This window comes from Brevibacterium sp. UCMA 11752, assembly GCF_021532235.1.
Taxonomy (GTDB): Bacteria; Actinomycetota; Actinomycetes; order Actinomycetales; family Brevibacteriaceae; genus Brevibacterium; species Brevibacterium antiquum.
The window spans coordinates 545,393-571,834 of record NZ_JACBOS010000003.1 but is presented as its reverse complement, the minus strand read 5'-3'; the positions used below and the strand labels follow the sequence as shown (position 1 = coordinate 571,834).

General features: G+C 63.4%; 25 protein-coding genes. 10 read left to right on the top strand and 15 right to left on the bottom strand.

Features of this window, described 5'->3' with window-relative positions; all coding sequences use genetic code 11:
• Positions 1-9 precede the first annotated feature (9 nt).
• Positions 10-1,194 carry a TIGR03364 family FAD-dependent oxidoreductase gene (locus HU144_RS02580; protein ID WP_235350006.1) on the bottom strand — a complete coding sequence of 395 codons (1,185 nt, stop codon included), beginning with the start codon at positions 1,192-1,194 and terminating at the stop codon, positions 10-12.
• A 205-nt stretch (positions 1,195-1,399) separates the two neighbouring features.
• Here HU144_RS02580 and HU144_RS02575 point away from each other — a divergent pair, with 205 nt between their 5' ends.
• Positions 1,400-2,167, top strand: a complete 768-nt coding sequence (locus tag HU144_RS02575; protein ID WP_235350005.1) for a GntR family transcriptional regulator — start codon at positions 1,400-1,402, stop codon at positions 2,165-2,167.
• 87 nt (positions 2,168-2,254) lie between these two features.
• Positions 2,255-3,652, top strand: a complete 1,398-nt coding sequence (locus HU144_RS02570; protein WP_235350004.1) for an FAD-dependent oxidoreductase — start codon at positions 2,255-2,257, stop codon at positions 3,650-3,652.
• Positions 3,653-3,688: 36 nt separating this feature from the next.
• On the opposite strand, the gene HU144_RS02565 is transcribed toward HU144_RS02570, so the two are convergent.
• Positions 3,689-4,987, bottom strand: coding sequence for an Nramp family divalent metal transporter (locus tag HU144_RS02565; protein WP_235350003.1), 1,299 nt, complete (start codon positions 4,985-4,987; stop codon positions 3,689-3,691).
• Between the two features lie 327 nt (positions 4,988-5,314).
• Between HU144_RS02565 and HU144_RS02560 the strand changes: the two genes are divergently transcribed.
• The 3 genes from HU144_RS02560 to HU144_RS02550 are packed head-to-tail and all read left to right on the top strand — an operon-like array spanning position 5,315 to position 7,580.
• Positions 5,315-5,725: an MmcQ/YjbR family DNA-binding protein gene (locus tag HU144_RS02560; RefSeq protein ID WP_235350002.1), complete on the top strand. Its 411-nt coding sequence runs from the start codon at positions 5,315-5,317 to the stop codon at positions 5,723-5,725.
• A gap of 14 nt (positions 5,726-5,739) precedes the next feature.
• Positions 5,740-6,684 (top strand): phosphoglycerate dehydrogenase, encoded by a 945-nt coding sequence (locus tag HU144_RS02555; RefSeq protein ID WP_235350001.1) that lies wholly within the window; start codon positions 5,740-5,742, stop codon positions 6,682-6,684.
• A gap of 44 nt (positions 6,685-6,728) precedes the next feature.
• A complete protein-coding gene (locus HU144_RS02550; RefSeq protein ID WP_235350000.1) occupies positions 6,729-7,580 on the top strand; it encodes an aldo/keto reductase in 852 nt (283 codons plus the stop codon).
• A 38-nt stretch (positions 7,581-7,618) separates the two neighbouring features.
• Here the strand turns inward: HU144_RS02550 and HU144_RS02545 are convergent, their stop codons facing one another.
• On the bottom strand, positions 7,619-8,314 hold the full coding sequence (locus tag HU144_RS02545) for a TetR/AcrR family transcriptional regulator (RefSeq protein WP_235349999.1): 696 nt from the start codon (positions 8,312-8,314) through the stop codon (positions 7,619-7,621).
• Positions 8,315-8,446: 132 nt separating this feature from the next.
• On the opposite strand from HU144_RS02545, the gene HU144_RS02540 reads away from it, so the two are divergent.
• The 3 genes from HU144_RS02540 to HU144_RS02530 all read left to right on the top strand — a co-directional run bounded on the left by HU144_RS02540 (position 8,447) and on the right by HU144_RS02530 (position 11,883).
• Complete coding sequence (locus tag HU144_RS02540) at positions 8,447-9,394, top strand: ketopantoate reductase family protein (protein ID WP_235349998.1); 948 nt, start codon at positions 8,447-8,449, stop codon at positions 9,392-9,394.
• Between the two features lie 262 nt (positions 9,395-9,656).
• Positions 9,657-10,271 (top strand): hypothetical protein, encoded by a 615-nt coding sequence (locus HU144_RS02535; RefSeq protein WP_235349997.1) that lies wholly within the window; start codon positions 9,657-9,659, stop codon positions 10,269-10,271.
• Positions 10,272-10,371: 100 nt separating this feature from the next.
• Positions 10,372-11,883, top strand: coding sequence for a PepSY-associated TM helix domain-containing protein (locus HU144_RS02530; RefSeq protein ID WP_235349996.1), 1,512 nt, complete (start codon positions 10,372-10,374; stop codon positions 11,881-11,883).
• Positions 11,884-11,953: 70 nt separating this feature from the next.
• Here the strand turns inward: HU144_RS02530 and HU144_RS02525 are convergent, their stop codons facing one another.
• The 5 genes from HU144_RS02525 to HU144_RS19080 all read right to left on the bottom strand — a co-directional run bounded on the left by HU144_RS02525 (position 11,954) and on the right by HU144_RS19080 (position 16,948).
• Positions 11,954-13,471 (bottom strand): tripartite tricarboxylate transporter permease, encoded by a 1,518-nt coding sequence (locus HU144_RS02525; protein WP_235349995.1) that lies wholly within the window; start codon positions 13,469-13,471, stop codon positions 11,954-11,956.
• 9 nt (positions 13,472-13,480) lie between these two features.
• Entirely contained in the window at positions 13,481-14,095 is a 615-nt protein-coding gene (locus HU144_RS02520) for a tripartite tricarboxylate transporter TctB family protein (protein ID WP_235349994.1), read from the bottom strand.
• Positions 14,092-15,162: a 4-hydroxythreonine-4-phosphate dehydrogenase PdxA gene (locus tag HU144_RS02515; protein ID WP_235349993.1), complete on the bottom strand. Its 1,071-nt coding sequence runs from the start codon at positions 15,160-15,162 to the stop codon at positions 14,092-14,094. Before HU144_RS02515 ends, HU144_RS02520 begins: the two co-directional genes overlap by 4 nt.
• A gap of 2 nt (positions 15,163-15,164) precedes the next feature.
• On the bottom strand, positions 15,165-16,136 hold the full coding sequence (locus tag HU144_RS02510; protein ID WP_235349992.1) for a tripartite tricarboxylate transporter substrate binding protein: 972 nt from the start codon (positions 16,134-16,136) through the stop codon (positions 15,165-15,167).
• An 83-nt stretch (positions 16,137-16,219) separates the two neighbouring features.
• On the bottom strand, positions 16,220-16,948 hold the full coding sequence (locus tag HU144_RS19080) for a GntR family transcriptional regulator (protein ID WP_328284266.1): 729 nt from the start codon (positions 16,946-16,948) through the stop codon (positions 16,220-16,222).
• Positions 16,949-17,078: 130 nt separating this feature from the next.
• Here HU144_RS19080 and HU144_RS02495 point away from each other — a divergent pair, with 130 nt between their 5' ends.
• On the top strand, positions 17,079-18,284 hold the full coding sequence (locus tag HU144_RS02495; protein WP_235349991.1) for a CaiB/BaiF CoA transferase family protein: 1,206 nt from the start codon (positions 17,079-17,081) through the stop codon (positions 18,282-18,284).
• A 25-nt stretch (positions 18,285-18,309) separates the two neighbouring features.
• On the top strand, positions 18,310-19,104 hold the full coding sequence (locus tag HU144_RS02490) for an enoyl-CoA hydratase/isomerase family protein (RefSeq protein ID WP_235349990.1): 795 nt from the start codon (positions 18,310-18,312) through the stop codon (positions 19,102-19,104).
• Positions 19,105-19,795: 691 nt separating this feature from the next.
• Here HU144_RS02490 and HU144_RS02485 read toward each other — a convergent pair.
• From HU144_RS02485 to HU144_RS02455, 7 genes are read right to left on the bottom strand one after another with little or no spacing between them, the layout of a single operon-like run.
• Positions 19,796-20,686 (bottom strand): NAD(P)-dependent oxidoreductase, encoded by an 891-nt coding sequence (locus HU144_RS02485; protein WP_235349989.1) that lies wholly within the window; start codon positions 20,684-20,686, stop codon positions 19,796-19,798.
• Positions 20,687-20,725: 39 nt separating this feature from the next.
• A complete protein-coding gene (locus tag HU144_RS02480) occupies positions 20,726-21,535 on the bottom strand; it encodes an SDR family NAD(P)-dependent oxidoreductase (protein ID WP_235349988.1) in 810 nt (269 codons plus the stop codon).
• Positions 21,532-22,476, bottom strand: a complete 945-nt coding sequence (locus HU144_RS02475; RefSeq protein ID WP_235349987.1) for a sugar phosphate isomerase/epimerase family protein — start codon at positions 22,474-22,476, stop codon at positions 21,532-21,534. The genes HU144_RS02480 and HU144_RS02475 overlap by 4 nt, the downstream gene beginning before the upstream one ends.
• Positions 22,473-23,246 carry a GntR family transcriptional regulator gene (locus HU144_RS02470; protein WP_235349986.1) on the bottom strand — a complete coding sequence of 258 codons (774 nt, stop codon included), beginning with the start codon at positions 23,244-23,246 and terminating at the stop codon, positions 22,473-22,475. Before HU144_RS02470 ends, HU144_RS02475 begins: the two co-directional genes overlap by 4 nt.
• Entirely contained in the window at positions 23,243-24,064 is an 822-nt protein-coding gene (locus tag HU144_RS02465) for a triose-phosphate isomerase family protein (RefSeq protein WP_268825786.1), read from the bottom strand. Before HU144_RS02465 ends, HU144_RS02470 begins: the two co-directional genes overlap by 4 nt.
• Before the next feature lie 3 nt (positions 24,065-24,067).
• On the bottom strand, positions 24,068-24,523 hold the full coding sequence (locus HU144_RS02460) for a ribose-5-phosphate isomerase (RefSeq protein ID WP_143924083.1): 456 nt from the start codon (positions 24,521-24,523) through the stop codon (positions 24,068-24,070).
• The gene (locus HU144_RS02455) at positions 24,520-26,304 is read right to left on the bottom strand and encodes a dihydroxyacetone kinase family protein (RefSeq protein ID WP_235349984.1); all 1,785 of its coding nucleotides are present in this window, start codon (positions 26,302-26,304) and stop codon (positions 24,520-24,522) included. The genes HU144_RS02460 and HU144_RS02455 overlap by 4 nt, the downstream gene beginning before the upstream one ends.
• Positions 26,305-26,442 lie beyond the last annotated feature (138 nt).

Below are 26,442 nucleotides of genomic sequence, written 5' to 3'. Positions count from 1 at the left end.
CGTGCCTGTTCACCGATCGGACATGACAACTTCACCGGCGGTTGGGGTGAGGAGAGATGAATGCGGCGCAGGCCCCGTTCTCATCGCGGCTGCTTCCCCGCCGAGGATGCAGTCCGCGATCCCAAAGGACAGGGTCATCCCGATGCCCGAGGTGACCACAGCGACCGTCGTCTGCTCATCGGGGTGTTCGAGGATCAGGTTAGTCTCGGCGCTGTCCGCATACTGGCCAAGCCACCGTTGGTGAACGACGGGTTCAGCGATGCCGAGCATGCTGGTGGCGCGCTCGAGCAGCAGGTCGCCGACGTGTTCGTCGATGAAGGGCTCAGGGCTGAGGGCATAGGCGTGGGAGTCGCCGATGAGCAGTCCGTCGGGGATATCGGTGACCATGAGGTTGGCAATGACATCGACGAGCTCGGGTTCCCGCTGGGCGAGATCCTCGCGCAGAACCGATGCCCCGGGCATGGCAGCGAAACCGTCGTAGCGGGCCAGCGAGGTGCCCGTGAGCATGGCGAATCCGGCAGGGGTCTGCGGCGGTCGCTCGATCAGGGACATGACGAGCGTGCAGATGCGCACCCCATGCGCCTCGGCGATCCTGGGGAACAGGGAGGTGAGCTGGTAGCCGGGGCAGACGACGACCTGCTCCCCGTGGACATCGCCCCGGTTGGTGGACACGGTGCCGCCGGCCACCTCGGTGACGGTGGTGTTCCAGGTGAAATCGACACCGTCACCGGCCAGCCAGTCGGCAATTGCCGGGGCAGCCTCGCGCGGGTCGACGCGCATGTCCAGGGGCAGGTGGGCCCCGCCGATCGCGCCCAGACTCGGGTTCCCGACAGCTGCTGCAATCTCCTCGGCGCTGAGTATCGTTGCCTGATCCGGACCCCGGTGATCGGCGAACTCCTGGAGGACGCGAAGCTCGGGTTCGGCCATGGCGGGGATGAAGGAGCCGGTCTCTGCGGCCCAGATTCCGGTCGCGGCGGCGACCTCTCGCCAGCCGGCACGAGACTTCATGGCCAGGTCCTGGGCTGCGTCTGCCTGTCCGGTGAAGCACGCGTGTCCGAAGTTCTGGATGGATGAGCCCACAGGGCGAGCGGAACGGTCGATGACATGGACCCTGCGGCCCTGCTGGTGTGCGCGGAATGCGGTGGCCAGGCCCAGGATTCCGGAGCCTACGATGATGAGATCTGATTTCGACATTCCCCCATCTTGGTCGCTTTCTGCCGTACGATGACTACATGTATGTACAAGTTTGATGATTGTTCATCTGAACGTGATGTCCAAGATCCCGAGGAGCACTCTCGGTTCATTCGGCAGGAATAGGAAGTAGAGGAGAGCCCCGCTCGAACAGCAGCACAGTTGGAAGCACGTGTCCCCATCCCCGACCCCGACGAGACCAGCACACATGACTCAGCAGCGCACGCGACAGCAGCACGACGAGATCGCACATTACCTGCGAACGGCGATTCGTGAGGGCTATTTTCAGCCCGGGGACGAACTTCCCTCCGAAGCAGAGCTCACCCGGAAGTTCACCAGCTCCCGCGGACCGGTTCGACAGGCGATGTCGACCCTGCGGACCGAAGGGCTGATCTCCTCCGGGAGAGGGCGCCGGACGGTCGTCCTCGACAATGTGCCCACCCAGTCCTTCGACGACATCATCTCGTTCTCCCAGTGGTGTCACAACGCCGACATCGTCCCCGGTCAGCGCACCCAGTGGGTCACTCGCAGGCCCGCCGAGAAGTCCTTGGCGGCGAGCCTGCGCATCCCCGACGGCGATCCGGTCGTCTCCGTGTTCCGACTCCGCCTCATGGATGATGTGCCCACCATGGTCGAGCGTTTGAACTATCCCCTCGAGGTCGGGCGTCACGTGCTTGCCTTCGATACCGACTCAGGTTCGATCTACCAGGAGCTCGTCGACCAGGGCGTCGACATCAGCCGAACCTCACGGACCATCGATGCGATCGGAGCCAATGAGGACGATGCCGCTCTGCTCGAGGTTCCGGTCGGCACGCCGCTGCTGCGGGTTCGTCGGCGCGCGTTCACGAGCGCCGGCGATCTGATCGAGTCCTCGGACGACCGCTATCTTCCATGGAAGGCCAGCTTCACGATGAACTCCACCCGGGGCAACCCCAGCTCGATGGCCCTGACGTCGACCCACCTCGGCGATTCCTGAAGCCGACCCCTCTGGGGGAGTGCGGGGCCCTCACCGGGCCCCGGAGTAGGCTGACAGGACTGACCCGTCTGCCGGAAGGACCTGATCATGGCCGAGGACAATCGCGAAGTCGATCACAAGGAACACGTTGACCTTCTCGTCATCGGATGGGGCAAGGGTGGAAAGACTCTGGCCGGCACGATGGCACGGGCCGACAAACGGGTCGCCGTCGTTGAACGCTCCGATGCCATGATCGGTGGGTCCTGTATCAACATCGCGTGCATCCCGACGAAGATCCTCGTCCACGATGCAGAGAACAAGCGCGACTCCGATGACGTCGCCGAGTACTTCGCCACGGCCGTGAAGCGTCGCGATACCCTGACCGGGGCGATGCGGAAGAAGAACCTCTCCATGCTCGACGATCTTGACTCGGTCCTCCTGGTCTCCGGCCGCGCCGAGTTCACAGGCGAACGCGAAGTCCTCGTCACCGGCGGCACCGACACCATGACGATCACTGCCGACACCGTTGTCGTCAACACCGGTTCGGTTGCGAACATCCCGCCGATCGACGGTGCCAAGCTGGGCGGGCGCATCCACGATTCCGAGTCGCTGCAGCACGTCACCCCGTTCCCCAAACGCCTCGTCATCGTCGGCGGCGGCTACATCGGTCTCGAATTCGGCTCGATGTTCACTCACTTCGGCTCCCAAGTCACCGTTCTTGACCGAGGAGAGCGTCCGCTGGCCAGCGAGGATGACGACGTTGCCGAGGTAGTCGCCGCGGCACTGGCCGATGATGGGATCACCATCATCAACAATGCCTCGGTGACCGCAGTCAGCGACGGTGCCGACGCCGCGACCGTCAGCTACGAGATCGATGGAGAGACGACGACCATCGACGCCGAGGCTGTGCTCCTGGCCGTCGGTCGTAAGCCCGCCACCACGGACCTGGGCCTCAACAAGGCCGGTATCGAGACGAACGAACGCGGTTTCATCACCGTTGACCAGCACCTGCGTGCCTCAGCCGAGGGCGTGTACGCGTTCGGCGATGTCAACGGCGGGCCGATGTTCACCTACATCTCCCTCGATGACAACCGCATCCTGGCAGACCAGCTGCTCGGTGAGGGCAACCGGTCGACGAAGGACCGCGGATCCGTGCCGTACACGATGTTCCTCACCCCACCCGTGGCCCGTGTCGGACTGAGTGAGAAAGACGCGCGCGAACAGGGCTATGAGATCAAGGTCGGAGCGAAGGCGATGGCCGATATCGCAGCAGCACCCCGAGCGAAGATCGAGGGCGACCCCCGCGGCATCGTCAAATTCGTCGTCGACGCGAAGACGGACCTCATCCTCGGTGCCGCACTCGTGCACGTGCACTCACAGGAGGTCATCAACACCGTGGCCCTGGCGATGCGCCACGACGTCACCGCCACCGAGCTGCGCGACACGATCTACACCCACCCCTCGGCGACCGAGGCACTCAACGAAGTGCTCGGAGTGGTGAAGTAGGGGAGACTGGGGGCGCGAAGTCGTCCTGTCTCAACGTCAACCGGCGAACCAGCCGATGAACACCTGAATGGTCACCCAGATGGTGAGGAGTGTCGTCGCCACCAGGATGATGTTCTCGAACAGATTGGCCTTGTGCTTGCCGAAATGGCTCGCCTTGTTCGCCAGGATCAGCAGCCCGATGGCCACGAGCGGGACGATGATGGCCTGCAGCCCGGTGACGAACACAGCCATTTCCACAAATCCCGGCATCCCAGGCACGGACCACAGGATGGGGGAGATGAGGATGAAGAGGCTGAACCATTTGAACAGCGGATCATCTTCGAACTTGGTGCCGTACTGTTCGCGCCTTGAGGGGAGGATGATGTGCAGGCAGTCGATGATCACCTTCGGGAAGCCATTGGCGAAGCCGATGACGCTGCTGTAGAGGATGCCGAAAGCACCCAAGTAGAAGATGACCCCGCCGAAGGCGCCGAGATGAGTGGTCAGGGCTTGAGAGATGTCGTCCAGGCTTGAGACCTGGATTCCCTGGGGCCTGAGGATCTCGGCGCCCACTACCCAGATGGAAAGGCTGATGACGATGGCGGCGGAGATGCCGAAAAGGATGTCATTGCGCTGCAGCTTCTTGAAGGCAATGCCCTTCCATCCTTTGTCCCGGACGTAATAGGGGTAGAGGAAGTTCGCCATCGAACCCGCTACTGCACCGATGAGGGACAAAGCCACGGCGAAGACGCCGAACGCGCCGGTGTTGGCCGGGATTCCGAAGCCGATGGTTCCCTGGATGAGCTCGCCGATATCGGGGACCGAGTAGATTGCGAGCCCGAGGAAGACCACCGTCATCATTGCCAGCAGGAGCTTCATGCCCTTTTCGATGGTGTTGTAGACGTTGCGGCCGATGACGAAGATGCTGACCACGACCAGAATGCACGACCAGAGGAACGGGTTGCCGACAGTGACGATTTTGGCGACCGCCTCACCTGCGCCCTTGATCATGTAGCCATTGAGAAGGTGGCCGCTGATGAGAGCTGCAATGCCGATCGCCCATGGATAGAACCTCGACACATCGTTATAGCCTTCGACGATCGTCTGGTTCTTGATGTTGAGAACCTGATATCTGCCCATGATGTTGACGATGACAAACCTGATGAGAAGAGAAGCGACCAGCAGCCACATCAGGCTGTAGCCGTAATTCGAGCCCGACACTGAGGCTGTGACGAGGTCACCAGCTCCCATCATGGCGAGGACGGCGATGATTCCGGGACCGAACTCTCGGAGGCCGCCTAAGAACCTTCGCCGCGTGGGCGGAGCTGTGGTGTGGTTTTCGCTGTTCACTGTCATCGTTTCCTCTTTCGGAATGTCTTCGTAGTGCAGAATGCCGCTGCGGTGCGTATCTGAGCCTGGTGTGAAAGCGGAGGGGGAACGCTCAAATCAGGCATGGCCGGTGAGCAGTCCTTCTTCACAATGCCCCCTGATTCGTCATTTCCCGCGCACCTCCGTGTGCTCGGTGAAATGGGTGGCTTTCAGCCTATGGAGGGGTTCGTAGTGCTGTCCAAGGTTTTATAGGCATGTAACAATGCGTGGAGGGTATTGGACCCACAATCGTGGTCATGCGCGGCAAGGAATTCTGTTCTAGCCAGTCGCCGTATCCATGAATAGGGTGGGCCCATGGCGCATCCACAGATGTTCGATGACGACGACCCTCAGCTGGCGCGCCTGCGGGAGATCGCTTTGAGCCTTCCCGAGGTGCAGGAGAAGGTCTCGCATGGGCGACCCGCGTTCTTCACGAAGAAGATCTTCGCTCATTTCGGAGGCACACGGAAGCTCGTCACGGGTGGCATGGAACAGCATCCGCAGGCGTTGCTCATCCTGCCTGATCCGATGGACGCCGAGGTGCTGATGGAGCGACCGGACGCCTTCGTTCCCATGTATCTGGGTCCCACGGGGTGGATCGGTCTCGAGCTTGAGACCCTCGACGACGATGACGTCCGTGAGCTGCTCACCGATTCCTATCGGAATACCGCTCCGGCAGGTCTGGTCCGCCAGTTGGCTTCGGAGGCGCCGCCCTCGCAGACGTAGATATCCTCGAACACATGAGCAATCGCATCGTCATCACCACCGACTATCTTTACCCAGGCGACACCGTCGACGCGATGCTGCGGGAGCGCGGTCTCGAACCGGTCTATTCGCCGGCGGGTGGGCATCGCACGGATGACGAGAAGCTGGCCCTGTTCCAGTCAGCGGTCGGTGCAATTGCTGCGAGCGAACCGATCACCTGCGAAATGCTCGCATCCGCACCAGCGCTGAAAGTCCTCGCCCGCGCCGGAGTGGGCTACGACAACGTGGACACCGATGCAGCCGTGGAGCTCGGCATTCGTGTGTGCAACACACCCGGGGTCAACCACCACGCCGTTGCCGAGATGGCGCTCGCCCTCATGCTTGCCTGCGCCCGCCGGCTCAACACCGTGCTGCCTGGCGTGGCCGACGGCGGATGGCCGCGCGCGGCGGGAACCGAGCTGCGGGGCAAGACGCTCGGCGTCATCGGCTACGGTCCCAGCGGGCGGGCGATCGCTGCACTCGGTGTTGCGCTGGGGATGCGTGTCCTCGTCTCCACCGCCCACCCAGATTCTGAACAGTCATCGGGCATCGAATTCGCCGATTTCGACACGACGGTCAGCTCCGCGGACTACCTGACTCTTCACAGCCGAGCCGGCAAGGGCGATCCGATCATCGATGCGGCGAGCTTCGCTGCGATGAAGAACTCCGCGATCCTCGTCAACACGGCCCGCGGCTCCCTCGTCGACGAAGCTGCCCTCGTCCAAGCACTCAATGACGGCGAGATCGCCGGCGCGGGACTCGACGTTCTGCAACGCGAACCCATTGTCGAGGACAACCCGCTGCGAACAATGAGCAACGTCGTCATCACCTCTCACCTCGCCGGGCAGACGCTGGAATCCAGGGAACGCGCCGGGGTCGCGGCAGCTCAGGCCGTCATCGACGTCCTCGACGGGAAGGCTCCGAACGGACTCGTCGTCTGATCACCCCCTGGCCCGAACCACCTCGGCGGTCATAGGGTTGGGGCATGTCCACTTCAGAGCACAGCTCAGCGATTCCGACCCTTGAACTCAACGACGGGGTGGCCATCCCCCAGATCGGCCTCGGCACATACGCCATGCGCGACGCCGAGGGGATCGGCGCGATCATCGCCGGCATCGACAACGGGTACCGACTCCTCGACACCGCGGTCAACTACGAGAATGAGCGCGAAGTCGGTCGCGCCGTCATCGATTCCACAGTCGGTCGGGACGAACTCTTCATCACGAGCAAGGTCCCTGGTCGTCACCACGGCTTCGATGAGACGATCGCCAGCACCGAGGAATCTCTGGCCAGGCTCGAACTCGAGCGCCTCGACCTTCATCTCATCCACTGGCCCAACCCCAGCGTAGGCAAATACGTCGAGACCTGGCGCGGCCTCATCGAACTGCGCGAACGCGGCCTGGTGACCTCGATCGGAGTCTCGAACTTCACCGAGCCCATGCTCGAACAGCTCATCGCGGAGACCGGGGTGAGCCCGGCGGTCAACCAGATCGAACTCCACCCCTACTTCCCGCAGACCGAGCTCATCAACTTCCACCAGTCGATCGGCGTCCAAACAGAATCCTGGTCACCGCTGTACCGCGACCAAGGCCTGTTCGACGAGGCTCCCATCGCCGAGGCAGCGGCAGCCCATGGTGTCGAGCCGGCTCAGGTGGTTCTGCGCTGGCACCTCGAGGTCGGCAGCCTGCCGATCCCGAAATCGGCCAACCCCGATCGGCAGAGGCTCAACGCCGATATCTTCGACTTTACCCTCACATCCGCCGAGGTGGCTGCCATCTCCGCACTCGAGCGCGGTCGGATGAAAGACCGCGACCCGCTGACCCACGAAGAGATGTGAGCAGTCACCTGGGCTGAACGGTGACCGAGGTTGAACGCTCACTGGGACGCGGCGAAGACTTCGCCGAGCCCGATGCGGCTTGGTCCGGGAAGTGATCGTCCGGCCTGCTGACCATTCGCCTCGAAACTCTGCAGCAGGTAGGCGATGAGCCGTCGCGAGAGGTCGTGAGCATGTTCGGGCGGAGCCTCGCTGATGCCGCCGTTGGCCAGGAAGATCAGCATGAGGTCGCTGGGGCTGAAATCGTGTCGGAGCCCGCCTGCCTTCTGCGCACGTTCGACCAGGTCTGCGAAGGCGGCTTCCGCGCGTAGGCGCTTCTCATCGATCCCCGCGTCCTCGGCGAAGGCTGAGAGGAACGCCTCGGTGAACCCGCGGTCCTCGATCTGCATCCGGCCGAGGTCTTCGATGAACGTGCAGAAGCCATGCCAGGGGTCCGGATCTGCAGCGGCTTCTTCGAGGACCGATTCGCAATGCGTGAGCTGAGTGGCGAAAACCTCGGCGATGAGTGATCGGCGATCGGGGAACCGACGGAACAGAGTGGCCGCACCGACCCCTGCCCGTCGGGCGATCGCGGTCATGGGCACATCGATGCCACGCTCGGTGAAGAGATCGCGCGCCGCCGCGAGGATGCGCGCTCTGTTGTCCGCGGCATCCGCACGCAGTTTCGGACGGTCGAAGTCTGCACCGCCGGCATCGTTTGGCGAGTGCTGCGCATCGATCTGAGTCGTCTCGGCCATTTCTTCTCTCACTTCCGGAAAATCGGAATGCTTCGATGGATTCACTGCTTAGTCTATATGTAAGTGGAAACCATCTTCCACATATTGTGGAGAGTTGAGAAGCGCCGAACGGTGCAGAGGAGAGACGCAGATATGAAGGTTCTGATGTTCGGCCGCGGAGTCATTTCGACACTGTACGGATGGGCCCTGGAGAAGGCAGGAAACGAGGTCGACTTCTATGTCCGCCCCGGACGGACCGCCGACTTCGGGTCCTCGGTCGACTTGGACATCAGGGACGGTCGGACTTCTCGGAAAGGGACGTCGGTGCGAGGAGCCTGGCCCATCACGCTGCGCGAAGACCTCGAGCCGGACCACGACTACGACCTCATCATCGTCAGCGTCAACCACGATCAGCTGGACATCGTGGTCGACTTCCTCAGCAGCCGAGTCGGCGAAGCCACCGTCCTCATCTTCAACAACATCTGGGCCGAACCTGCTGCCGCCGTGGCCGGGCTGCCCCGCGAACAGATCGTCTGGGGATTCCCGGGCGGGGGAGGAGGCTACTCCGGCAACTCCCTGCACGGCGGATTCGTCAAGAGCATATTCCTCGGCGACATCGATGGTTCGAGCCGCACCGGCAGACACCGAGCCGTCCGGGATCTCTTCGCCACGGCCGGGTTCTCAATCTCCGAAGTGAAAGACTTCCGCAGCTGGCTGTGGTTCCACTTCATCCTCGACGCCGGAATCATGGTCGGCTGGTTGCGGATGGGAAGCTTCGACGCCCTCGTCCGATCCCGGCCCGCTCTCAGCGAAGTCGTGCGCCTCGTGCGCGAGATGATCCCGGTGCTCAGAGCAAAGGGCGGCACCTCGAGACTCGGCGCGGCAGCGGCGACATATATTCCCGCAGGAGCTATCGGCTTCGCAATGCAGAAACTGCTCACTGGCGACAACATGTTCAGCGTCATCATGGACCAGGCGCAGTCCACCGGCCATATCGACTATGAGGCGCAAGCCGTCTACCCGCGCGATGTCCTCGCCGACGCCCGACGGTTGGGAGTCGCGGTTCCGAAGCTGGCGGAGAATGAGCCGGCCTTCAGGTAGGTCTCGTCGAGACGGGGAGGTCTCGACGCGGTAGGGGGCCTCGGGTTGGGAGGGCTCGAATCGTCGATATCGCCGAGGTGGTGAGGTCGTCCATGTGAGAATGTTCCTTGTGAGATCCCAGCCGCAGAGCCGACGCGCACTGAACTCGCGCGGCCCGAGAGGGTCGTGCGAGGCGCGGAGTTCGAGCGCGCCGCAAGATCCGGGCGCATCGCGTGGTCAACGTGCCCTGCGCGGGGCCGGCGCCGCAGTGTTCGCCACCTTCGTGGCACTGACTTCTCACGTGGTCGGCGGCGGTTCCCTGCCCGCGGCAATGGGCGTCGTGGTGCCCCTGGCTCTGTCGACTCTGGTCTGCGTTCTCCTTACCGGCCGGCGGCTGTCACTGCCGCGTCTGTCGATGTCGGTGCTGGCCAGTCAGTCACTGTTCCACCTGCTCTTCTCCGTCTTCACGCCGATGTCCGGGAACCACGCGCCGACGAACGCCGTTGCACAGCATGCGCTGCACCATTCTGATCCGGCCGCCACAGCCGCAATGATTTCCGGGGCAGGACACGGGGCGATGCCCGGAATGTACGGTGCAATGACAGCGTCGAGCACAAGCAGTGGCGTGCATGCGCATGCTTCACCGGCGATGCTCCTGGCGCACCTCATCGCGGCCGTCCTCACCATCGCCGTGATCTACTGGGCGGAAGCACTGCCGGCGAAGATCGGCAGTTTCCTCCGGCTCGTCATCCACGCGCTTCTGCCAACCGTGGTGCGGCCGATACCGGTTCCGAGCGGTCCGAAGCCCCACCTCGGCGTCGCCGCGATCCTGCCTCGTCACCTCGGCGTTCTGCGCTCTCCTGTCCTGACCCGGGGGCCACCCGTGGAAGCTTTCTGACCCCATCATCACTGACCTCAGCGTCGGCGGACATTCGCTGGCGCGCGCTCGCCTGACCGAATTTCAGGGCGGCCGAGCGCACCCCACAGAAAGCTTCACCATGACCACCTCTCTGACAACCCTGCCCGAAACCGGGCGGACCAAATCACGAACACCCAGCCGGGGCTGGCTCGGCCAGCTCTTGCGCCGCCTCCACTTCTATGCCGGAACCTTCGTCGGCCCCTTCATCCTCATCGCCGCACTCAGCGGCGCCCTGTATGCGATCAGCCCGCAGATCGAAACGGTCGTCTACGCAGATGAGCTGACCACTCAGGCGACGGGCCCCGCCCTGCCGCTGGCCGACCAGGTCACGGCGGCCACGACCTACACCGGAGGAGGCGAGACCATCAGCGCGGTGCGCCCAGCTCCGGAGCCCGGCGCAACGACCCGGGTGATGTTCGAGGACCCGAACCTGGACGAGAGCGAATCCCGGGCGATCTTCATCGATCCCACCACCGCCGAGGTGAAGGGTGACCTGACCGTGTACGGGACCTCGGGATCCCTGCCGTTGAGAACCTGGGTCGATCAGCTGCACCGCAGCCTTCACCTCGGCGACTTCGGGCGGTATTACAGTGAACTCGCCGCGTCCTGGCTGGGCATCATCGCGGTCGCGGGACTGTGCCTGTGGGTGATGCGCGCCCGTAAGACGCGGAATGCTTCAGCGATGCTGCGGCCGACGCGGAAACACAAGGGCCTGCGACGCACCTTCTCCTGGCACGCCTCGGTTGGAGTGTGGGCCGCGATCGGGATGCTGTTCCTGTCCGCCACCGGCATCACCTGGTCCCAGCTGGGCGGAGACAATGTGACGAAGCTGCGGGCGGCGCTGGATTGGTCGACGCCTGCGGTCTCGACCGACCTCGGTCGAGACTCGGCAACGAGGGAATCGGGCAACGACGGCCACGACGGTCACGCGGGTCACGAGGGCAATGCCGGTCACGCGGGTCACGAGAGCAATGCCGGCCACGAGGACGGTGCTCACATGGGACAAACTGGTGCGACCGATGCCGGCGGAATCGACCCGGCCGATTTCGACATGACCCTGGCCATGGCGCGCGACATCAACGTCAACACCGGACTCGTCGAGATTCTGCCGCCGGCCGATGCTGATTCGGCGTGGGTCGTCCAAGAGATCCAACGCAGCTTCCCCACTGAGGTCGATGCCGTGGCGATCGATGCCAAGACCATGGAGATCACCGACCGTGTCGACTTCTCCGACTACGGGGTCGCCTCGAAGCTGGCACGGTGGGGCATCGACCTGCACATGGGAACGATGTTCGGCCTGGCCAACCAGATCGTCCTCGTCGTCCTCGCAATCGCAATCGCGTCCATGGTCGTGTGGGGCTATGTGATGTGGTGGCAGCGCCGACCCAAGCATGATCCGAGCAAGAAGTTCGGGATCACACCTGTCCGCGGCGCGCTTGCTGACGCACCGTGGTGGTCGGTGACCGCGGCCGTGCTCGCAGCCGTGGCGATCGGGGTATTCCTGCCGATGGTGGGGATCAGCCTGCTTGGGTTCCTCATTGTTGACGGGGTGCTGGCGCTTCGGGCCAGGCGTCTGTGCCACCGAGCTTGAGCGAACCTGTGACCAGTGGAATCGTCAACTCGGCTGACGATTCCACTGGTCACGGTGGGTAGAGAGTCAATTACTGGGTGACGTTTTCCTTCGCCGCAGCATCAGCCTTGCGTGTTCTGAGGTTACGGATCACCGCACTCACCAATGGGTAGGCGAGAGCGATGAGGGCCGCGACCGTGAGGATGAGCGAAAACGGACGCTGGAACATGATGAAGAGGTTCCCGTCGCCCATCGCCGAGGTCTGGACCAGGTACTTCTCCAACAGCGGGCCCAGCACCAGGCCGAGCACGAATGGTGCCGCCGGGAAGTCGAAACGCTTCATGAAGTAGCCGAGCAGCCCGGAGAAGAACACGATCCACAGTGTGAACGTGTTGTTTCCCAGCGCGAAGGCACCGACGAAGCTCATCATGAGCACGATGGGGTAGAGGAAGACGTACGGGATCCTGAGGATCTGAGCGAAGACCGGAGCCAGAGGCAGGTTGAGCACCAGCAGGATGAGGTTGCCGAAGAAGAAGCTCACCAGCAGACCCCACACCAGGTCAGGTTCCTGTTGAAAGAGCAGAGGACCGGGCTGGAGTCCGAAGATGACGAAGGCACCCAGCAGCACTGCAGTCGTTCCGCTTCCGGGAATGCCGAGTGCAAGTGTGGGGATGAAGCTCGCATTGGCGGCAGCGTTGTTCGCGGCCTCCGGGGAGGCCACAGCCTCCGGAGCGCCCTTCCCGATGAGGTGCTTGAACTTACTCACCTGCTTCTCCACGCCGTAGGCGAGGAATGTGGCCAGAGTGGCTCCGGCGCCGGGGAGGACACCGACGGCAAAGCCCAAGAGGGTGCCGCGGGTGGCCGCAGGGGCGGAGCGGGTCAGCTCCTCCTTCGTCACCAGCAGATCTTTGAAACGTGCACGGATGGGCTTCTCACCGCCTCGGCGGATCTGGTGGAGAACCTCACCGACGGCGAAGATTCCGATCATCACGGCAACGAAATCGAGTCCGGAGAGCAGGTTCACGCTGCCGAAGGTGAACCGTGCTGTGGAGAAGCCGGATGCAACACCGACCATCGACACGAGGAGGCCTGCCGCGGCCATTGTGATGCCGCGCAGAATGTTCTCACCGGCAAAGGACACGATCGTGGCCATACCCAACAATATGATCGCGAGATTCTCCGCAGGACCGAAGTTGAGCGCGAAATGTGCGATTGGCTGGGCCAAGGCCATGAGGCCGATGAGCGAGATGATCGCAGCGAAGAAGGACGCCAGGGCGGAGATCGCCAAGGCTGCTCCCGCTCGACCTTTGCGTGCCATCTGATAGCCGTCGAGGGTGAGCACGACGCTCGATGCGTCTCCGGGGGTGGAGATGAGGATCGAACTGATCGAGGACCCGTACTGGGATCCGTAGTAGATTCCAGCCAACATGATGAGGGCTGTGACCGGTTCGAAGGCCAGGGTCACGGGCAGAAGAATGGCCACACCCGTGGTGGAGCCGAGGCCCGGCAGCAACCCGATGACGGTTCCCAGGAGGACGCCGACGAAGCACCAGAGAAGGTTTTCGGGGCTGACTGCGGTTTCCAGCCCGAGCATGAGATTGTCGATCATGGAGAGTCCTCAGATCAGTCCGAGCATCCCTGTCGGCATGGGAACCGACAGGATGAGCCCGAAGACGATGTAGACGAAAACGGCTGCGCCGATCGTTGTGGCCGCAGATGTCCACCATTTCTGCTTCTCCACGACGAGGAGCAGAAAGAGGATCGCGGCGGCCAAAGAGATGATGAGACCGATGACGGGAATGAGCGCGAGCGCGACTCCGAACGTGATGAAGATGTAGAAGGGTGTGCGGTTACGCTGCTTCTCAGTCCGCCCGAAGGTGTCGAGGTCACCGTTCGAATCGTCATCGGAATGAGACTCGGCTATGGAGTCGATCGACTCCGCCGCCCTGGCTTCGATGTCTTCAACCGCAGACATGATGCGACCTCCGGAGGTGCCCACGCGGGCGAAGAAGAGCCGGAAGATCTCAGCCGCCGAGGCGAGGAAGATGAATACTCCGGTGAGGAAGGGGAGCATTCCCGGCCCGACCTGCCCGCCTTCCACGGTGAGACCGTAGCCGAATCCCATGATCGCGGCCGTTCCTCCGATGACTCCGAGGATCGAAGTCCCGACGACATCGGCGAGATCCGGCTTGTTCCGAGGCGGAATCTTCTGTGTGTCGGTTGCCGTGCTCATCGTGGACTCACCTGCACTCCAGCCGCTGCTCCCGCAGCCGCCGTTCCCGCACCCGCCGTTCCCGCACCCGCACCCGCGACTGCGTTGTCGGTATCTGCGGTGGCCCGACGGCTCTCAGCCATCCGCACCGCCAGGTCGAAGGCATGGGTGCTGGGCCCGAGGTCGGCCTTGCCTGTGCCGACGATGTTGTGAGCGGTGCCGTGTGCAGGGGTAGCGATGGGAATCGGAATCCCACCGTGGACAGTGACTCCCTGATCGAACCCGAGCAGCTTCATCGCGATCTGACCCTGATCGTGATACATCGTCACCACCCCGTCGTAGTCCCCGCCGACCGCGCGGGCGAAGAGAGTGTCACAGGGGAAGGGCCCCTCGACATCGATTCCACGCGAGCGGGCCAATTCGATGGCCGGGGCGATGTCGTCGATCTCCTCTCTGCCGAATTTCCCGCCTTCACCTGCATGCGGGTTGAGCGCGCAGACGGCCAGGCGAGGTGTCGACGTACGCGTCTGCGCCACAACACGGTTGAGCAGCTCGATGGTCTCGAGAACCTTTCCGGCGCTGATGCCCTCGGCGATCTCCGAGACCGGAACATGCGAGGTGACACGTGCCGTGACGAGCGATTCGATGAAATTGAGCTCCGAGGTGAAGCCGTCGAAGTCGAGCCGCTTGGCGAACCAGCGCAGCTCGTCCTCCTCGGTCATGCCTGCCTGCCCCATGGCCCCCTTGTTCAGAGGGAGGAACATCACAGCATCGGCCCCACCGTCTGCGCACAGGTCGAGCGCTGTGGCCAGATCCGCCAGAGCGCGCTTACCTGCGGCGATGCTGACTTCACCGACGGGAATGGCAGGCCCGCGGTAGTCGGTGCCGAGATATTCGATGCCATCGCGATCGGCGATCGTCACCGCCGCCGTTGCGGCGAAGGAGTCCAGTTCCTCCGCCGTCGCTGTGACGAGCAGTCGCGCCCGAGTGCGATTGGCGGGATCAGCGAGGAGCCGAGCCATGAGCTCGGGGCCGACGCCGGAGAGATCTCCGGGAACGAGAACGATTCGGGGGATGTCTGGCGTCATGATCATTTCCCGATCGCTTCCCGAAGCTCTTTGTCGTTCTCGCCGAGATAGGTGGCGAAGTCATCGCCGTAGGCGGCGTTGGGCTGCATCATGTTGTCTTCGATGTAGGTCTTATATGCGTCCGACTTCTCAAACTCCTTCGCCTTCTTGATCCAGTACTCCTTCGCCTCCTCGGGAATGTCTCCGGGAGCGATGACACCACGGAACTGTGCGAAGGCGACGTCGATGCCCTGTTCCTTTGCCGTTGGAATATCCTTGAGCTCCGGATATTCGTAGCGCTTATCGGCCGCGGCGCACAGAGGTTTGAGGTCCCCCGACTCCAACTGTCCCGAGACTTCGCCCGGGTTGACTGAGATCGCCTCGACCTGGCCGCCGAGAGCCGCGGTGATCGCCTCGGCGCCGGACTCGAAGGGCACGCGATCGAATTTCGCCTTGGTGGCCTTCTCCATCAGGGTGAACGTGATGTTGTCGAGACCAGTGGCCCCGGAGATGGCGACGACAGTCCGCTCCTTCTTACCCTTATCCGTGAGATCGGAACAGGTCTTCAGGGGAGAGTCCGCCTTGGTGACGACGAGAGTGTAGTCATCTCCGAGCTTCATGATCGGAGTGAAGCTCTCGTGGGTGAACTCCACATCCTGTGTTGCCGGCAGAGCGAGCATCGCCGTCTCCGTGGCGAGGAGATAGTTCGGATCGCCGCTGCGCCCGAGGAACTCCGAATAGCCGACGGCTCCCGAGCCGCCATCGATGTTCTGAACCGTGATGGTCTTATCGGTGGCCCCCTCCAGCCCCGAGGCAGTGGCACGGCCGGCGATATCGCTTCCGCCGCCAGCGGCGAAGGGCACGATCATCGTGACATTGCCCTTCGGCTCGAATTCTCCGCCGTCGGTATCTCCCGAGGCTTGGCCGCAGGCGCTGAGGCCCAATGCGAGAGTGCCGGTCACGGCCGCGGTGGTGAGCAGTTTCTTCGAATGCATTTCCATCTCCCTTGACAGAATTATCTGTGGTGCCCGATAGTGCGTTGCTGATGTTGCAGTCGGCTGGTGTCAGCGTCGACAGCTCAATTGGTCGCAGACAGCGAAGCGCGTACCTCCTCGAGCCAACGATCGGATTCCGGAGTGGCCCCGTCGAGCTGGTCAACGGTGTCGACGAGGAACGACAGGTTTCCGTGGTCGTCGAATTCGCGTTCGATCTCATCGGGGTCGCGACGAAGGATGACGTCGAGCATGCGCGCATGCCTGGCGACGTTGCCGTCGAGATCCTCGATCTCGCGCCTGGCCTGGTTGTTCAGCGCCATGCACATCTGCAGCTGCATCGCCATCGCCCGGTACGTCGATTCGATCCTCGCGTGACCGGCCAGGCCGACGACTGCATAATGGAATTCGAACCCGGCCGCGACCATGTCGCCTTCAGTGCCGGATTCGGCGATCGCTTCCATCCTGCGCAGCGTCTCGCGGCAGCGTTCGACTCTGTCCGGAGCGAGCTCGGGCAGCGTCAGACTCATGGCCATTCGTTCGAGTTCGCGACGCAGGGTGGCGATCTCGAAGACATCGTGTTGGGAGATCGACATGATCCTCACGCCTTTGCGCGGCACGTGCTCGACGAGACCGGTGTGAGCGAGTTCTTTGAGTGCCTCACGCAGCGGAGGGCGTGAGATGCCCAGTTCCTCGCACAGGCGCTCCTCCACGAGTCGTTCTCCCGGCATGTAGTTGCCTGCCAGGATCGTCCCTTCGAGTGCTTGCCTGGCCAATGTCGCCAAACTGGGTTGAGATGCGATGAGAGTGACCACTTCCGGATAGATCCTCTTTTGTATACAGTAGTGTGAAGACTGTAACGCGGATCACACCAGCAAATCAATGCTTTGTCCAAGGTTGGGCACGTGATTCCTACAGGATCGATGAATGACAGAGGAGGATCTCATGGATGAAACCGAATCCGGCTCGAGTGGTGGTGGCGAAGGGCCCCTCTCCGGGGTGACCGTTCTTGAACTCGGAGTGTTCATGGCCGGACCATTCGCCACGATGCAGCTGGCCGACCTCGGTGCACGGGTGATCAAGATCGAAAACCCCACGGGCGGTGATCAGACGCGCAGCACAGGGCCCTTCATCAACGGAGAGAGCGCCCCATACATGCTCATCAACCGGAACAAGGAATCCATCACCCTCGATCTCAAGAGCGAGGTCGGGCAGGAAGCCTTCATGCGACTGGCGGAGACGGCCGACGTCGTGGTGGAGAACATGCGGCCCGGAGTCATGCAGCGCCTCGGTGTCGCCTACGAGAACGTCCGTGAGCGCAACCCCGGGATCATCTACGCCTCGGCATCGGGGTGGGGCCAGGACGGCCCGCTGGCGAAATTGGCCGGGCTCGACATCATGGCCCAGGCCCGCAGCGGGCTGATGAGCATCACCGGCCAGCCCGACTCGCCACCGGCCAAGGTGGGAGTGCCTATCTGCGATCTCACCTCGGCGATGTATGTGGCGCTTGCTCTCACCTCGGCGCTCTATGAACGCAACCGATCAGGGGAGGGCCAGTACATCGACGTCTCGCTCTTCGAGAGCGGAGTCTCCTACGCAGTGTGGGAAGCGGCGGGGTACTTCGTCGATGGAAAGGTGGGCCGGCCGAACGGTTCCGCACACCAGAACCAAGCCCCCTATCAGGCGGTCCACTCAGCCGATGGGTATGTGACCATCGGTGCGAACACTCCTCGCAACTGGGTGAGGTTCTGTCAGGGCCTCGGCCTGGCGGAACTGCTCGACGACGAACGCTTCCAAGAGTCCTATGACAGGCTCACTCACAGAGACGCGCTCATCGATCTCATCGAAGAGAAGACGAAGACGATGACGACCGATGAGGTCGTCGAAGTCCTCAATGAGGCGGGGGTGCCCTGCGCACCGATCAGCGACTATTCGCAGGTGTTCACGGATGAGCACCTGGCCAGCCGCGACTTCTTCTGGGACTCTGAGCACCCGGTGGCCGGCACCGTTCGGCAGATCGGCTCTCCGATGCGATTGTCGCGAACACCGGCCAGGCGAGGACCTGCCGGCCCCTCTCTCGGTGCCGACAACTCGATTCTCGATGAACTCGGGTTCTCAGAAGCCGAGCTGGTGGAACTGAAGTCACAATGAGATGCGAACAGGGAAAGGCGCGACCATGACCGAAGCAGCAGGCACAGAGGCGAAGACAGACAACCTGATCGTCGAGCGCGAGGACGGCGTCCTCACCGTCACCTTCAACCGGCCCGAGGCGCGCAACGCGATGACCTGGGACATGTACATGGGCCTCGCCGAGGCGTGTGAAACGGCCGATGGAGATGACTCCATCCGCGTCATGGTCCTGCGCGGAGCGGGCGGGAAGGCCTTCGTCGCCGGAACGGACATCGCTCAGTTCGCCGAGTTCGACGGCCCCGCAGGTGTCGCATACGAAAAGCGCATCTCCGAGGTGCTCGCTCGACTGCGAGCCGTGAACGTCCCGGTCATCGCGGCGATCGACGGCTACTGTGTCGGCGGAGGGCTCGGCATCGCCGCCTGTGCCGACGTGCGCATCGCCTCACCGCGGGCACGCTTCGGGGTGCCGATCGCGCGGACCCTCGGCAACTGTCTGTCCGGGGACACCCTGAGCTTGCTCATCGAGCTGCTCGGCCGTGCCCGTGTGGTCGACATGCTGCTGCGTGCCCGGTTCATCGAATCCGATGAGGCCCTGACCGCAGGCTTCGTCGGACTCGTGACCGAGGACATCGCCGAGGCGACCGCAGAGTGGGCGAATACGCTCAAAGGGCACGCACCGCTGACGATGTGGTCGGTCAAGGAAGTCGTGCGCAGGCTCTCGGATGCTGGCGGTTCCGTCGACGATGAGGACATCGTCGAGCGTATCTATGGTTCGCAGGACTTCCACAGTGCCGTGCACGCGTTCATCGATAAGACTCCCTATGAATGGCGCGGGCGATGAGTCGATTCCGGGCAGGTCCGAGACCGCATCGGAAACACTACTATCCGGTAGGTAGCCGATTGGAGGCGCATGACTTTTGACCTGGGGAAACATCACTGATTAAATCAAGGTGCCTTCACAAAAGTGAAGCGTCTTGACGAAAGGAAAATCATGATCAACCTCAATCTCCCAGATATCCTTAACGCCATCCTCGGGGCACTCGGCCTCGCCTGATCCGATCACGGATCCCTGCGACTGCAACGGTCGCAACGAAGGCTTCTTCTCATGTGAGAAGAAGCCTTTGTCGTCCCTGCGGGCATCGGCTTGGCAGGGTGCATATATTACGGCAGTGCTGGCCCGGTGGGCACAGCAACGGTTTGCAGAGGATCTCTTTTCGAAAGCTGCCGTGACCAGCGACAGGAAGCTGGCGAGCCAAGAGAACATACTGAATGCAGTGCTCGCGGAACTCGACCGCTTTGGCCAACCTGCCTCAATCGATAATCTTCACGAGGCCTTCATTGCTACGCGCAGAAAGATGCCCCAATCTCAAGAAGACCCTGTGAAACGACCATCCGATCGTCGGCCGGCGACTCGGCCGATCGAGCCGGACTCGTGGAAGCCGACTGTCGCGCCCATCTGAACGCATGTCGAGACGTCAGCAGGGAAGGTTTGAACGGTGTGGTGTGGGCGCGCTGCTCTCGCGGCGTGCCGCTCACACCTCGTAGGTCCGCATCACCTGCGAGTCGTCGCGGCGGAGGTGGCCCAGTTCTACTGCCTCGCCGAATTTCCGGGCTGCCACAGGAAGCAGGGCGAGATCGATGTCGAGATCTTCGGCCACCTCGGCGACGATGGCAGTGTCCTTGACGAGGATGCCGACGGCGCTGGCCACCTTGACGTCAACACCTTGGAGCATGCGGGGACCGCGATCACCGAGCATCCACGAGTTCGCGGCACCGGCAGTCATAGCCTCGAGGACCTTTGCCTGGTCAAGTCCGAGCCGTTCGGCCAATGACAGTGCCTCGGCGGCGGCCACGACGTGGACTGAGCACAGCAGCTGATTCACCGTTTTGAACGACTGCCCGTCTCCGATTCTCTCGCCGCAGTCGATGATCGTTCCGAGGGATTCGAGGACTGTCCGTCGCGACTCGAGCACCTCGCGTGGGCCGGAGGTGAGCATCCGCAGGGTCCCCGCCAGAACACCGGCAATGCCCCCGGTGACGGGAACGTCGAGGACGCCGATGCCACGCTCTTCGGCGCGTTCTGCTGCAGCTCGCACCGCGTCGGGGCCCACGGTGCTCATGATGATGAGCACCGCTTCCGGCGACATGAGTGAGAGCAATCCGGGAGACCCGGTCTGCTCGTCCCCATCGAGTGCCTGCTTGAGCTGATTGCCGTCAGCCACCATGACGATGACCGTGCCTGCTGAGTCTGCAGACAGCGGTCGCTCCTCGGTCGGCAGTCCCTCCGCAGCGGCACGTTTCCGGGGCCCCGGGAACGGGTCGACGCCCGTGACATGGAATCCTGCCTGCTGCAGTCGCAGGGCCATGGGCAGGCCGATGGCCCCGATGCCGACGAACGTGATGTGATCTGTGCTGACGGTCATGGATCCTCCATTGGATCGGTTTGATGTGAGCGTGGGAAATCAGTGGAAGTAGAGCCCGCCATTGATGCTCAGGGTCTGGCCCGTGATGTGTCCGGCGCCCTCGCTGATGAGGAATTCGACGGTCGCAGAGACATCTTCGGGCACAGAGATTCGTCCCAGAGCGGTCGCGGCACCCATCGCCTCGCGGCGTTCGTCATCGAGCGGGCCGCCCATGATGTCGGTGTCGACGGGGCCAGGGGACACCGAGTTCGCGGTGACCCCGTAGGGGCCGAGTTCCAGGGCGACACCGCGCATGAGGCCGACGATCCCGGCTTTGGCCGCGGCGTAGGCGGTCTTGGAGAATGTTCCACCGCCCTTCTGCGCCGTGACCGAGGACAGGCCGATGATGCGGCCCAAGCCGTTGTTCGCCATGATGCGTCCGAAGGCCTGAGTGACGAGATGGGTCGAGGTGAGGTTGTTCGTCATCACCCGAGCCCACTCCTCGTCGGTGATCTCGAAGTAGGTCGTCGAGGAGGAGACTCCGGCGAAGTTCGCCAGCGCAACGATCTGGGGCAGGCCCGCTTCGAAGGCGGCCGCCGCCTCTGCGATCTCTGCTGATCGAGTCACGTCCACGCCCATGCCGAGGGCGGCCACTCCATATTCTTCGGTGATCTCTGCGGCAAGTTCCTGCGCTTCGTCGGTGCGGCGGGCAATGAGTCCGAGGTTCCAGCCGGTCCGTGCCAAGCGGTGCGCGGTATGGCGGCCAATTCCGTTTCTGCTGCCGACGCCGGTGAGGACCGCGGTGCGTTCGGCAGGGAAAGCCGGTCCCAGGGAGATCGATGACTGGGAGCTATGAGAAGACGGTGTCATGAGCCGGTCGTGCCTTTCGTTGCTGGGGCGGTGGAGAGGAGCCCTGCGAGGTAGGTTCTGTTCTCCGCGCAGACGCCGAGGCTGTCGCCCCCGTACTGCTCCATGAGGAAGGGGCCGTTGAAGCCGAGCTCCACGGCGCGGGTGACCATTGCGCGGTAGTTGATGAGTCCGTCGCGCATCGTCGTCGGATGGGACGTGAACCAGGAGCCGTCAGCGGCCTCGTCGCGCTGGTAGTTCTTCATGTGCCAGTAGTTCGCGTAGGGCAGTGTGAGTTCGTGCATCTCCCGCCAGTCATCGATGGGGCGGTGCAGGCGGATGAGATTGCCGATGTCGGGATTGAGGCCGACGTTGTCGAGTCCGATCTCCTCAATGAGACGGACAGCGGAGTCGGCGGTGCCCAGATACGTGTCCTCGTACATCTCCAAGGACATGGGCAGGCCCACCTCGGCGGCGTGCCGGCCCAATTCCCGCAGTCGTCGGACGGCCAGGGCGCGGACCTCTGGGTCGATGGGGTCGGTCCAGCCTTTCGCCGTCCAGAACCACAGGGCCTCGCGTTGGGCCTGTGAGAAGGGCTGATGGAGTCCGGTGGAGAAGACCTGGCAGCCGAGTTCTGCGGCCGCATCGATCGTTCGGTGCGCGTAGTCGAGGTTGGCCTCCCCATGGTCGGGGTCGATGATCGACTGGCGTTGGACATGGATGGAGGTGAGCTCGACCCCCGCCGAGGCGGCAAGATCTTTGAGGAGGACGCGGCGTTCAGTTGAGAGATCGGCGGGACGGATATGGCTGTCGGCGATCTCGATGGCCGTGAAGCCGAGGCCGGTCAGTGTCGAGAAGATTCCGGCCCACGTCTGCGGGGCAGCCTCCTGGAGCGGCCGGCCGTCGGAATCGGTGGGGGAGAAGCCGTGCATGCAGCAGGCGATGGTGTGATGGGTGGGGCTCATGGGTCCTCGTGGTTCTCTTGGGTGGGAGTTTGAGGGTCTTCGACGAGTGCGCGGTGAGCGACCATCCTGATGTGGTGGCGCATGGCCGCCTCGGGTGCAGTCGGGTCCGGTGAGGCGAAGGCCTCGATGATGGCGTGATGTTCGGCCAGAGCTTCGTCGACGTCGGTGATGCCGTGGGGCAGGGCCTGTCGCAGGCGGTGGACCTGTGCCCCCAGGTCCTGCGACATCTTGACGAGGTAGCGGTTGCCGCAGTGCTCGAGGATGCTGTCGTGGAAGTCCCGGTCGCGGGCGAAGTACTCCTGAGCTGCGCTCACCTGGATCCGGCGCGCCTCTTCGGGACTGTCTGTCGCCTCGTTGCCCTGCTCCGCTGTCTCCCGCACCCGGTCACCGGCCTTCTCATGCTCGGAGTGGGCGGCTGCCAGTGCTCTGAGCAGTTCGTCATCGGCCGGTGTGGCCAGTCGTGTCGCCGCGGTTTCCACCGTTTCTCGGGCGATGAAGAGTTCTTGCAGCTGTCCGCGTTCCAGAGGAGGTGAGACGCGGTAGCCGCGCAGGGCCTCGCGGACGACGAGGCCGGTGCGTTCGAGGTCGACGAGTGCTTCACGCACGGGGGTGGGAGAGACATTGAGCTGTCTGGCCAATCCGTCGATGGACACTCTTTCGCCTGGGGAGATCTCTCCGGTGAGAAGGATTTCGAGGATGTGTTCGTAGACGAGGTCGCGGAGTCCGCGACGTTCGATGTCTGCGCGGGGGGTCGGAGGCTGTGCATTCATGATTTCAGCATAATGACATCGGCGAGTTCATCGAGGATCCTCGGCACTGAATCGGGGTCATGGGCGAAGCGGCCGAGGAAGAGTCCGTCGACGCTGGGGTCGAGGCGGGTGAGGAGGCCGGGTCCCGCGCTTCCGCCGTAGATGAGGCGGAAGTCGAGATTGGGAAAGTGGGTGCGAGTGCGGGCACGCACCGCTTCGCAGACGGCGATGATGTAATCCGGGGCGGCTGGCTGCTGCGCACCGATCGCCCAGATCGGCTCATAGGCGATGACGACGCCGCTCTGGGGTGGCAGGTCACCAGCCGTTGTGGGCAGGGCCGAGCGGATCTGGGCGGTCACCTCGGCGGCGGCAGATTCCGGTGTACCGGCAGTCTCCTCCCCGACGCACAGGACCGGGACCAAGCGGTGGCGCAGTGCGGCGGCGATCTTCGCGCGGACGATGTCATCGGTCTCATGGAAGTGGCGACGACGTTCGGCATGACCCACTTCGACATAGCGGCAGCCGAGTTCGGCAAGTACCGCTCCGGAGACTTCCCCGGTCCATGCACCGGCATCCTCGGCGGACAGGTTCTGGGCTCCGATCTGCAGCGGCCCGGGTACGTCGAGACAAGCGGGGATCGACGGAAACTGGGGGAGGAGGGCCAGTCCTGCCGCCCCCGAGGTTACTGCCGGGTGGGCGTGCGTGAGTTCGGTGACCCTGTGGGCCCAGTCCACTGTCTGCGCGTGTGACATGTACATCTTCAGGCTGATACCGATGAGCCGGTCCGGGAGAGCGGGTGACGGTGGCGAAGAGCGTGCGAGCGAGTAGGTCTCAGGCATGGATCAGCGGGACTCGTAGGCGCTGATCTGTGCCACTTTGTCATTTGAGGCGCTCGCCGGATCGAAGGTGTAGCCGATCCATTCCCGGGCCAGACGACGGGCGAGTTCGAGGCCGATGACGCGTTGGCCCATGCAGAGGATCTGGGCGTCGTTGGACAGGACCGAGCGTTCGACGCTGAACGAGTCGTGTGCGGTGGCGGCTCGGATGCCCTTGACCTTGTTCGCCGCGATCGCGACACCGAGCCCGGTGCCGCAGATGAGTATCGCGCGATCGGCGTCACCTCGGGCGACCATCTCAGCCGCGGTGGTCGCGATGGAGGGATAGAAGGTGTGCGACTCGGAGTCGACTCCGACGTCGACGACCGAGGTGATGCGTGCGTCATCTCCGAGGTCAGACTTGATGATCTCTTTGTAGTCGAATCCCGCATCGTCGGATCCGACGACCACTCGCAGTGTCATGATCGCGCTGCCTTTCGCTCGGTGGGTGTAGATAGGGGTGTGTTGGAGGTGAACTGTTCAGCGATCGCCGAGGCGATCATCGCCAGGGAGATCGCGCCGGGATCCGGCGTGCCCACACTGCGATCACCGTGGGAGCGGGCCCGGCCGCGCATCGCGACGAGGTCTGCAGTGGATTGGGCCGCTTGAGTCGCTGCGTGCGCGGCACACGTGGTCGCCCGGGCGAGAACCAGCGGCGAGGAGTCGTCGCCCGAGGAGCTGACGGTACGGGAGAACTCGGTGGCGAAGGGGACGAGTGCATCGAGAAGTGTCTTCTCGCCGACCTCGACTCCGCCGAACATGCGAACCTCATCGACTGCGGCATCGATGGCAGCAGCCATCGAAGTGGGAGTTGGGCGGGAGTCGCCAGCGAACCCTGCCGCAAGTGTGCCGATGATCCGTCCCCAAATCGCTCCGGAGGTGCCTCCGCCGACGTCGGCCCAGGCTTCACCGGCCGAGGCCAGCACCGCCTCGGCACCGTGGCCGGCGGCCGTTGCGTCAGCTGCGGCGCGTGCTGCCGCCTTCGATCCGCGCTGCATTCCGATTCCGTGGTCGCCGTCTCCGGCAACGCTGTCCAGGCGACCGAGTTCTCCGGCAGCGTCATCGAGGACGGCGGCGATTCGAGTGAAGGCGGCGGAGGCTTCTCTGCCCAGCTGCTGTGAAGCCTCCGAAGCGGGAGCCGGTGCTGCGGTGTTCACCTGTTCCTGTGGGAGCTCCTGTCCGGCGAGGCCTGTCGGCAGATGCGCGGTCCCGAGCTCCCCGCGGGTGAACGCGGCCGATGAGCAGGAGGCAGCCCACAGCGGTTCGAGTTCATCGTCAAGCCACAGGAGAGTCAGTGAGAGGCCAGCCATGTCGAAGCTCGTGCAGAATTCTCCGACCTCCGGATCGACAAGCTCGTAGCCGGCGGTGCGCAGCAAGGGGTCGATGAGCCCGTAGAGAAGGTAGAGCTCTTCATATTTGACCGTTCCCAGGCCGTTGAGGATGGGAACCACTCGTTTCGACCGATCGGGTGCCTCGGCGAGGAGTCGTGAGACGAGAAGCTCGGCCAGCTGGATTGCGCTGGGGAGGGGGACCTCGTCGATCCCTGGTTCTCCATGGATACCCAACCCGATGGCCATCTGCCCGTCTGGCACTGTGAACAGAGGCTCATCGGCCCCGGGAAGGGTGCAGCCGGAGAACGCGACTCCGATCGATCGGGTGCGATCGTTCGCCGAGGACGCCAATCGTTCGACGTCGGCGATATCGAGGCCCGCCTCGGCGGCGGCTCCGGCGACCTTGAAGACGACGAGGTCACCGGCGATGCCGCGACGTTTCTCGATCTCTCCGCTGGGGGCGCTGAAGATGTCGTCGGTGACGACGACCGTGCGCGCATCGATGCCTTCTGCCCGCAGCTGTTCCTGGGCCTGGTCGAAGTTGAGGACGTCTCCGGCGTAGTTGCCGTAGCTGAAGAGGACGCCCCGCCCTTGGTCGCAGGCGCGGGCCACGGACATGATCTGCTTCGTCGACGGTGAGGCGAAGACGTTGCCCATGGCGGTGCCGTGGGCCAGTCCCGGGCCGACGAGTCCAGAGAAGGCAGGGAAGTGGCCGCTGCCGCCTCCGATGACGAGCGAGACCGTCGGCTCACTTGCTGCGGTGGAACGCACGACTCCGCCGTTGACGGCTCGCACCCAGCGGGACGAGGCGAGCGCAAAACCACGCGACATGTCGGAGACGAAGTCATTCGGGTCATTGAATAATCGGGTCACGAGTTCCCCTTCGAACTGATTCCTATTTCATGGATCCTATAGGATTTGTCCGGATTCGACCAGGGGGTACGAAAAGTTGGAGGTGGCGGGTTCTTCACCCCAGTTGCTCGTGAACTCAATCTCCTCCCTCAGGTAGGA

What these genes read in the sequence shown, in the direction of transcription:
- HU144_RS02580 (WP_235350006.1), bottom strand. Translation starts at nt 1,194, where the DNA reads ATGTCGAAATCAGATCTCATCATCGTAGGCTCCGGAATCCTGGGCCTG.
- HU144_RS02575 (WP_235350005.1), top strand. Translation starts at nt 1,400, where the DNA reads ATGACTCAGCAGCGCACGCGACAGCAGCACGACGAGATCGCACATTAC.
- HU144_RS02570 (WP_235350004.1), top strand. Translation starts at nt 2,255, where the DNA reads ATGGCCGAGGACAATCGCGAAGTCGATCACAAGGAACACGTTGACCTT.
- HU144_RS02565 (WP_235350003.1), bottom strand. Translation starts at nt 4,987, where the DNA reads ATGACAGTGAACAGCGAAAACCACACCACAGCTCCGCCCACGCGGCGA.
- HU144_RS02560 (WP_235350002.1), top strand. Translation starts at nt 5,315, where the DNA reads ATGGCGCATCCACAGATGTTCGATGACGACGACCCTCAGCTGGCGCGC.
- HU144_RS02555 (WP_235350001.1), top strand. Translation starts at nt 5,740, where the DNA reads ATGAGCAATCGCATCGTCATCACCACCGACTATCTTTACCCAGGCGAC.
- HU144_RS02550 (WP_235350000.1), top strand. Translation starts at nt 6,729, where the DNA reads ATGTCCACTTCAGAGCACAGCTCAGCGATTCCGACCCTTGAACTCAAC.
- HU144_RS02545 (WP_235349999.1), bottom strand. Translation starts at nt 8,314, where the DNA reads ATGGCCGAGACGACTCAGATCGATGCGCAGCACTCGCCAAACGATGCC.
- HU144_RS02540 (WP_235349998.1), top strand. Translation starts at nt 8,447, where the DNA reads ATGAAGGTTCTGATGTTCGGCCGCGGAGTCATTTCGACACTGTACGGA.
- HU144_RS02530 (WP_235349996.1), top strand. Translation starts at nt 10,372, where the DNA reads ATGACCACCTCTCTGACAACCCTGCCCGAAACCGGGCGGACCAAATCA.
- HU144_RS02525 (WP_235349995.1), bottom strand. Translation starts at nt 13,471, where the DNA reads ATGATCGACAATCTCATGCTCGGGCTGGAAACCGCAGTCAGCCCCGAA.
- HU144_RS02520 (WP_235349994.1), bottom strand. Translation starts at nt 14,095, where the DNA reads ATGAGCACGGCAACCGACACACAGAAGATTCCGCCTCGGAACAAGCCG.
- HU144_RS02515 (WP_235349993.1), bottom strand. Translation starts at nt 15,162, where the DNA reads ATGACGCCAGACATCCCCCGAATCGTTCTCGTTCCCGGAGATCTCTCC.
- HU144_RS02510 (WP_235349992.1), bottom strand. Translation starts at nt 16,136, where the DNA reads ATGCATTCGAAGAAACTGCTCACCACCGCGGCCGTGACCGGCACTCTC.
- HU144_RS02495 (WP_235349991.1), top strand. Translation starts at nt 17,079, where the DNA reads ATGGATGAAACCGAATCCGGCTCGAGTGGTGGTGGCGAAGGGCCCCTC.
- HU144_RS02490 (WP_235349990.1), top strand. Translation starts at nt 18,310, where the DNA reads ATGACCGAAGCAGCAGGCACAGAGGCGAAGACAGACAACCTGATCGTC.
- HU144_RS02485 (WP_235349989.1), bottom strand. Translation starts at nt 20,686, where the DNA reads ATGACCGTCAGCACAGATCACATCACGTTCGTCGGCATCGGGGCCATC.
- HU144_RS02480 (WP_235349988.1), bottom strand. Translation starts at nt 21,535, where the DNA reads ATGACACCGTCTTCTCATAGCTCCCAGTCATCGATCTCCCTGGGACCG.
- HU144_RS02475 (WP_235349987.1), bottom strand. Translation starts at nt 22,476, where the DNA reads ATGAGCCCCACCCATCACACCATCGCCTGCTGCATGCACGGCTTCTCC.
- HU144_RS02470 (WP_235349986.1), bottom strand. Translation starts at nt 23,246, where the DNA reads ATGAATGCACAGCCTCCGACCCCCCGCGCAGACATCGAACGTCGCGGA.
- HU144_RS02465 (WP_268825786.1), bottom strand. Translation starts at nt 24,064, where the DNA reads ATGCCTGAGACCTACTCGCTCGCACGCTCTTCGCCACCGTCACCCGCT.
- HU144_RS02460 (WP_143924083.1), bottom strand. Translation starts at nt 24,523, where the DNA reads ATGACACTGCGAGTGGTCGTCGGATCCGACGATGCGGGATTCGACTAC.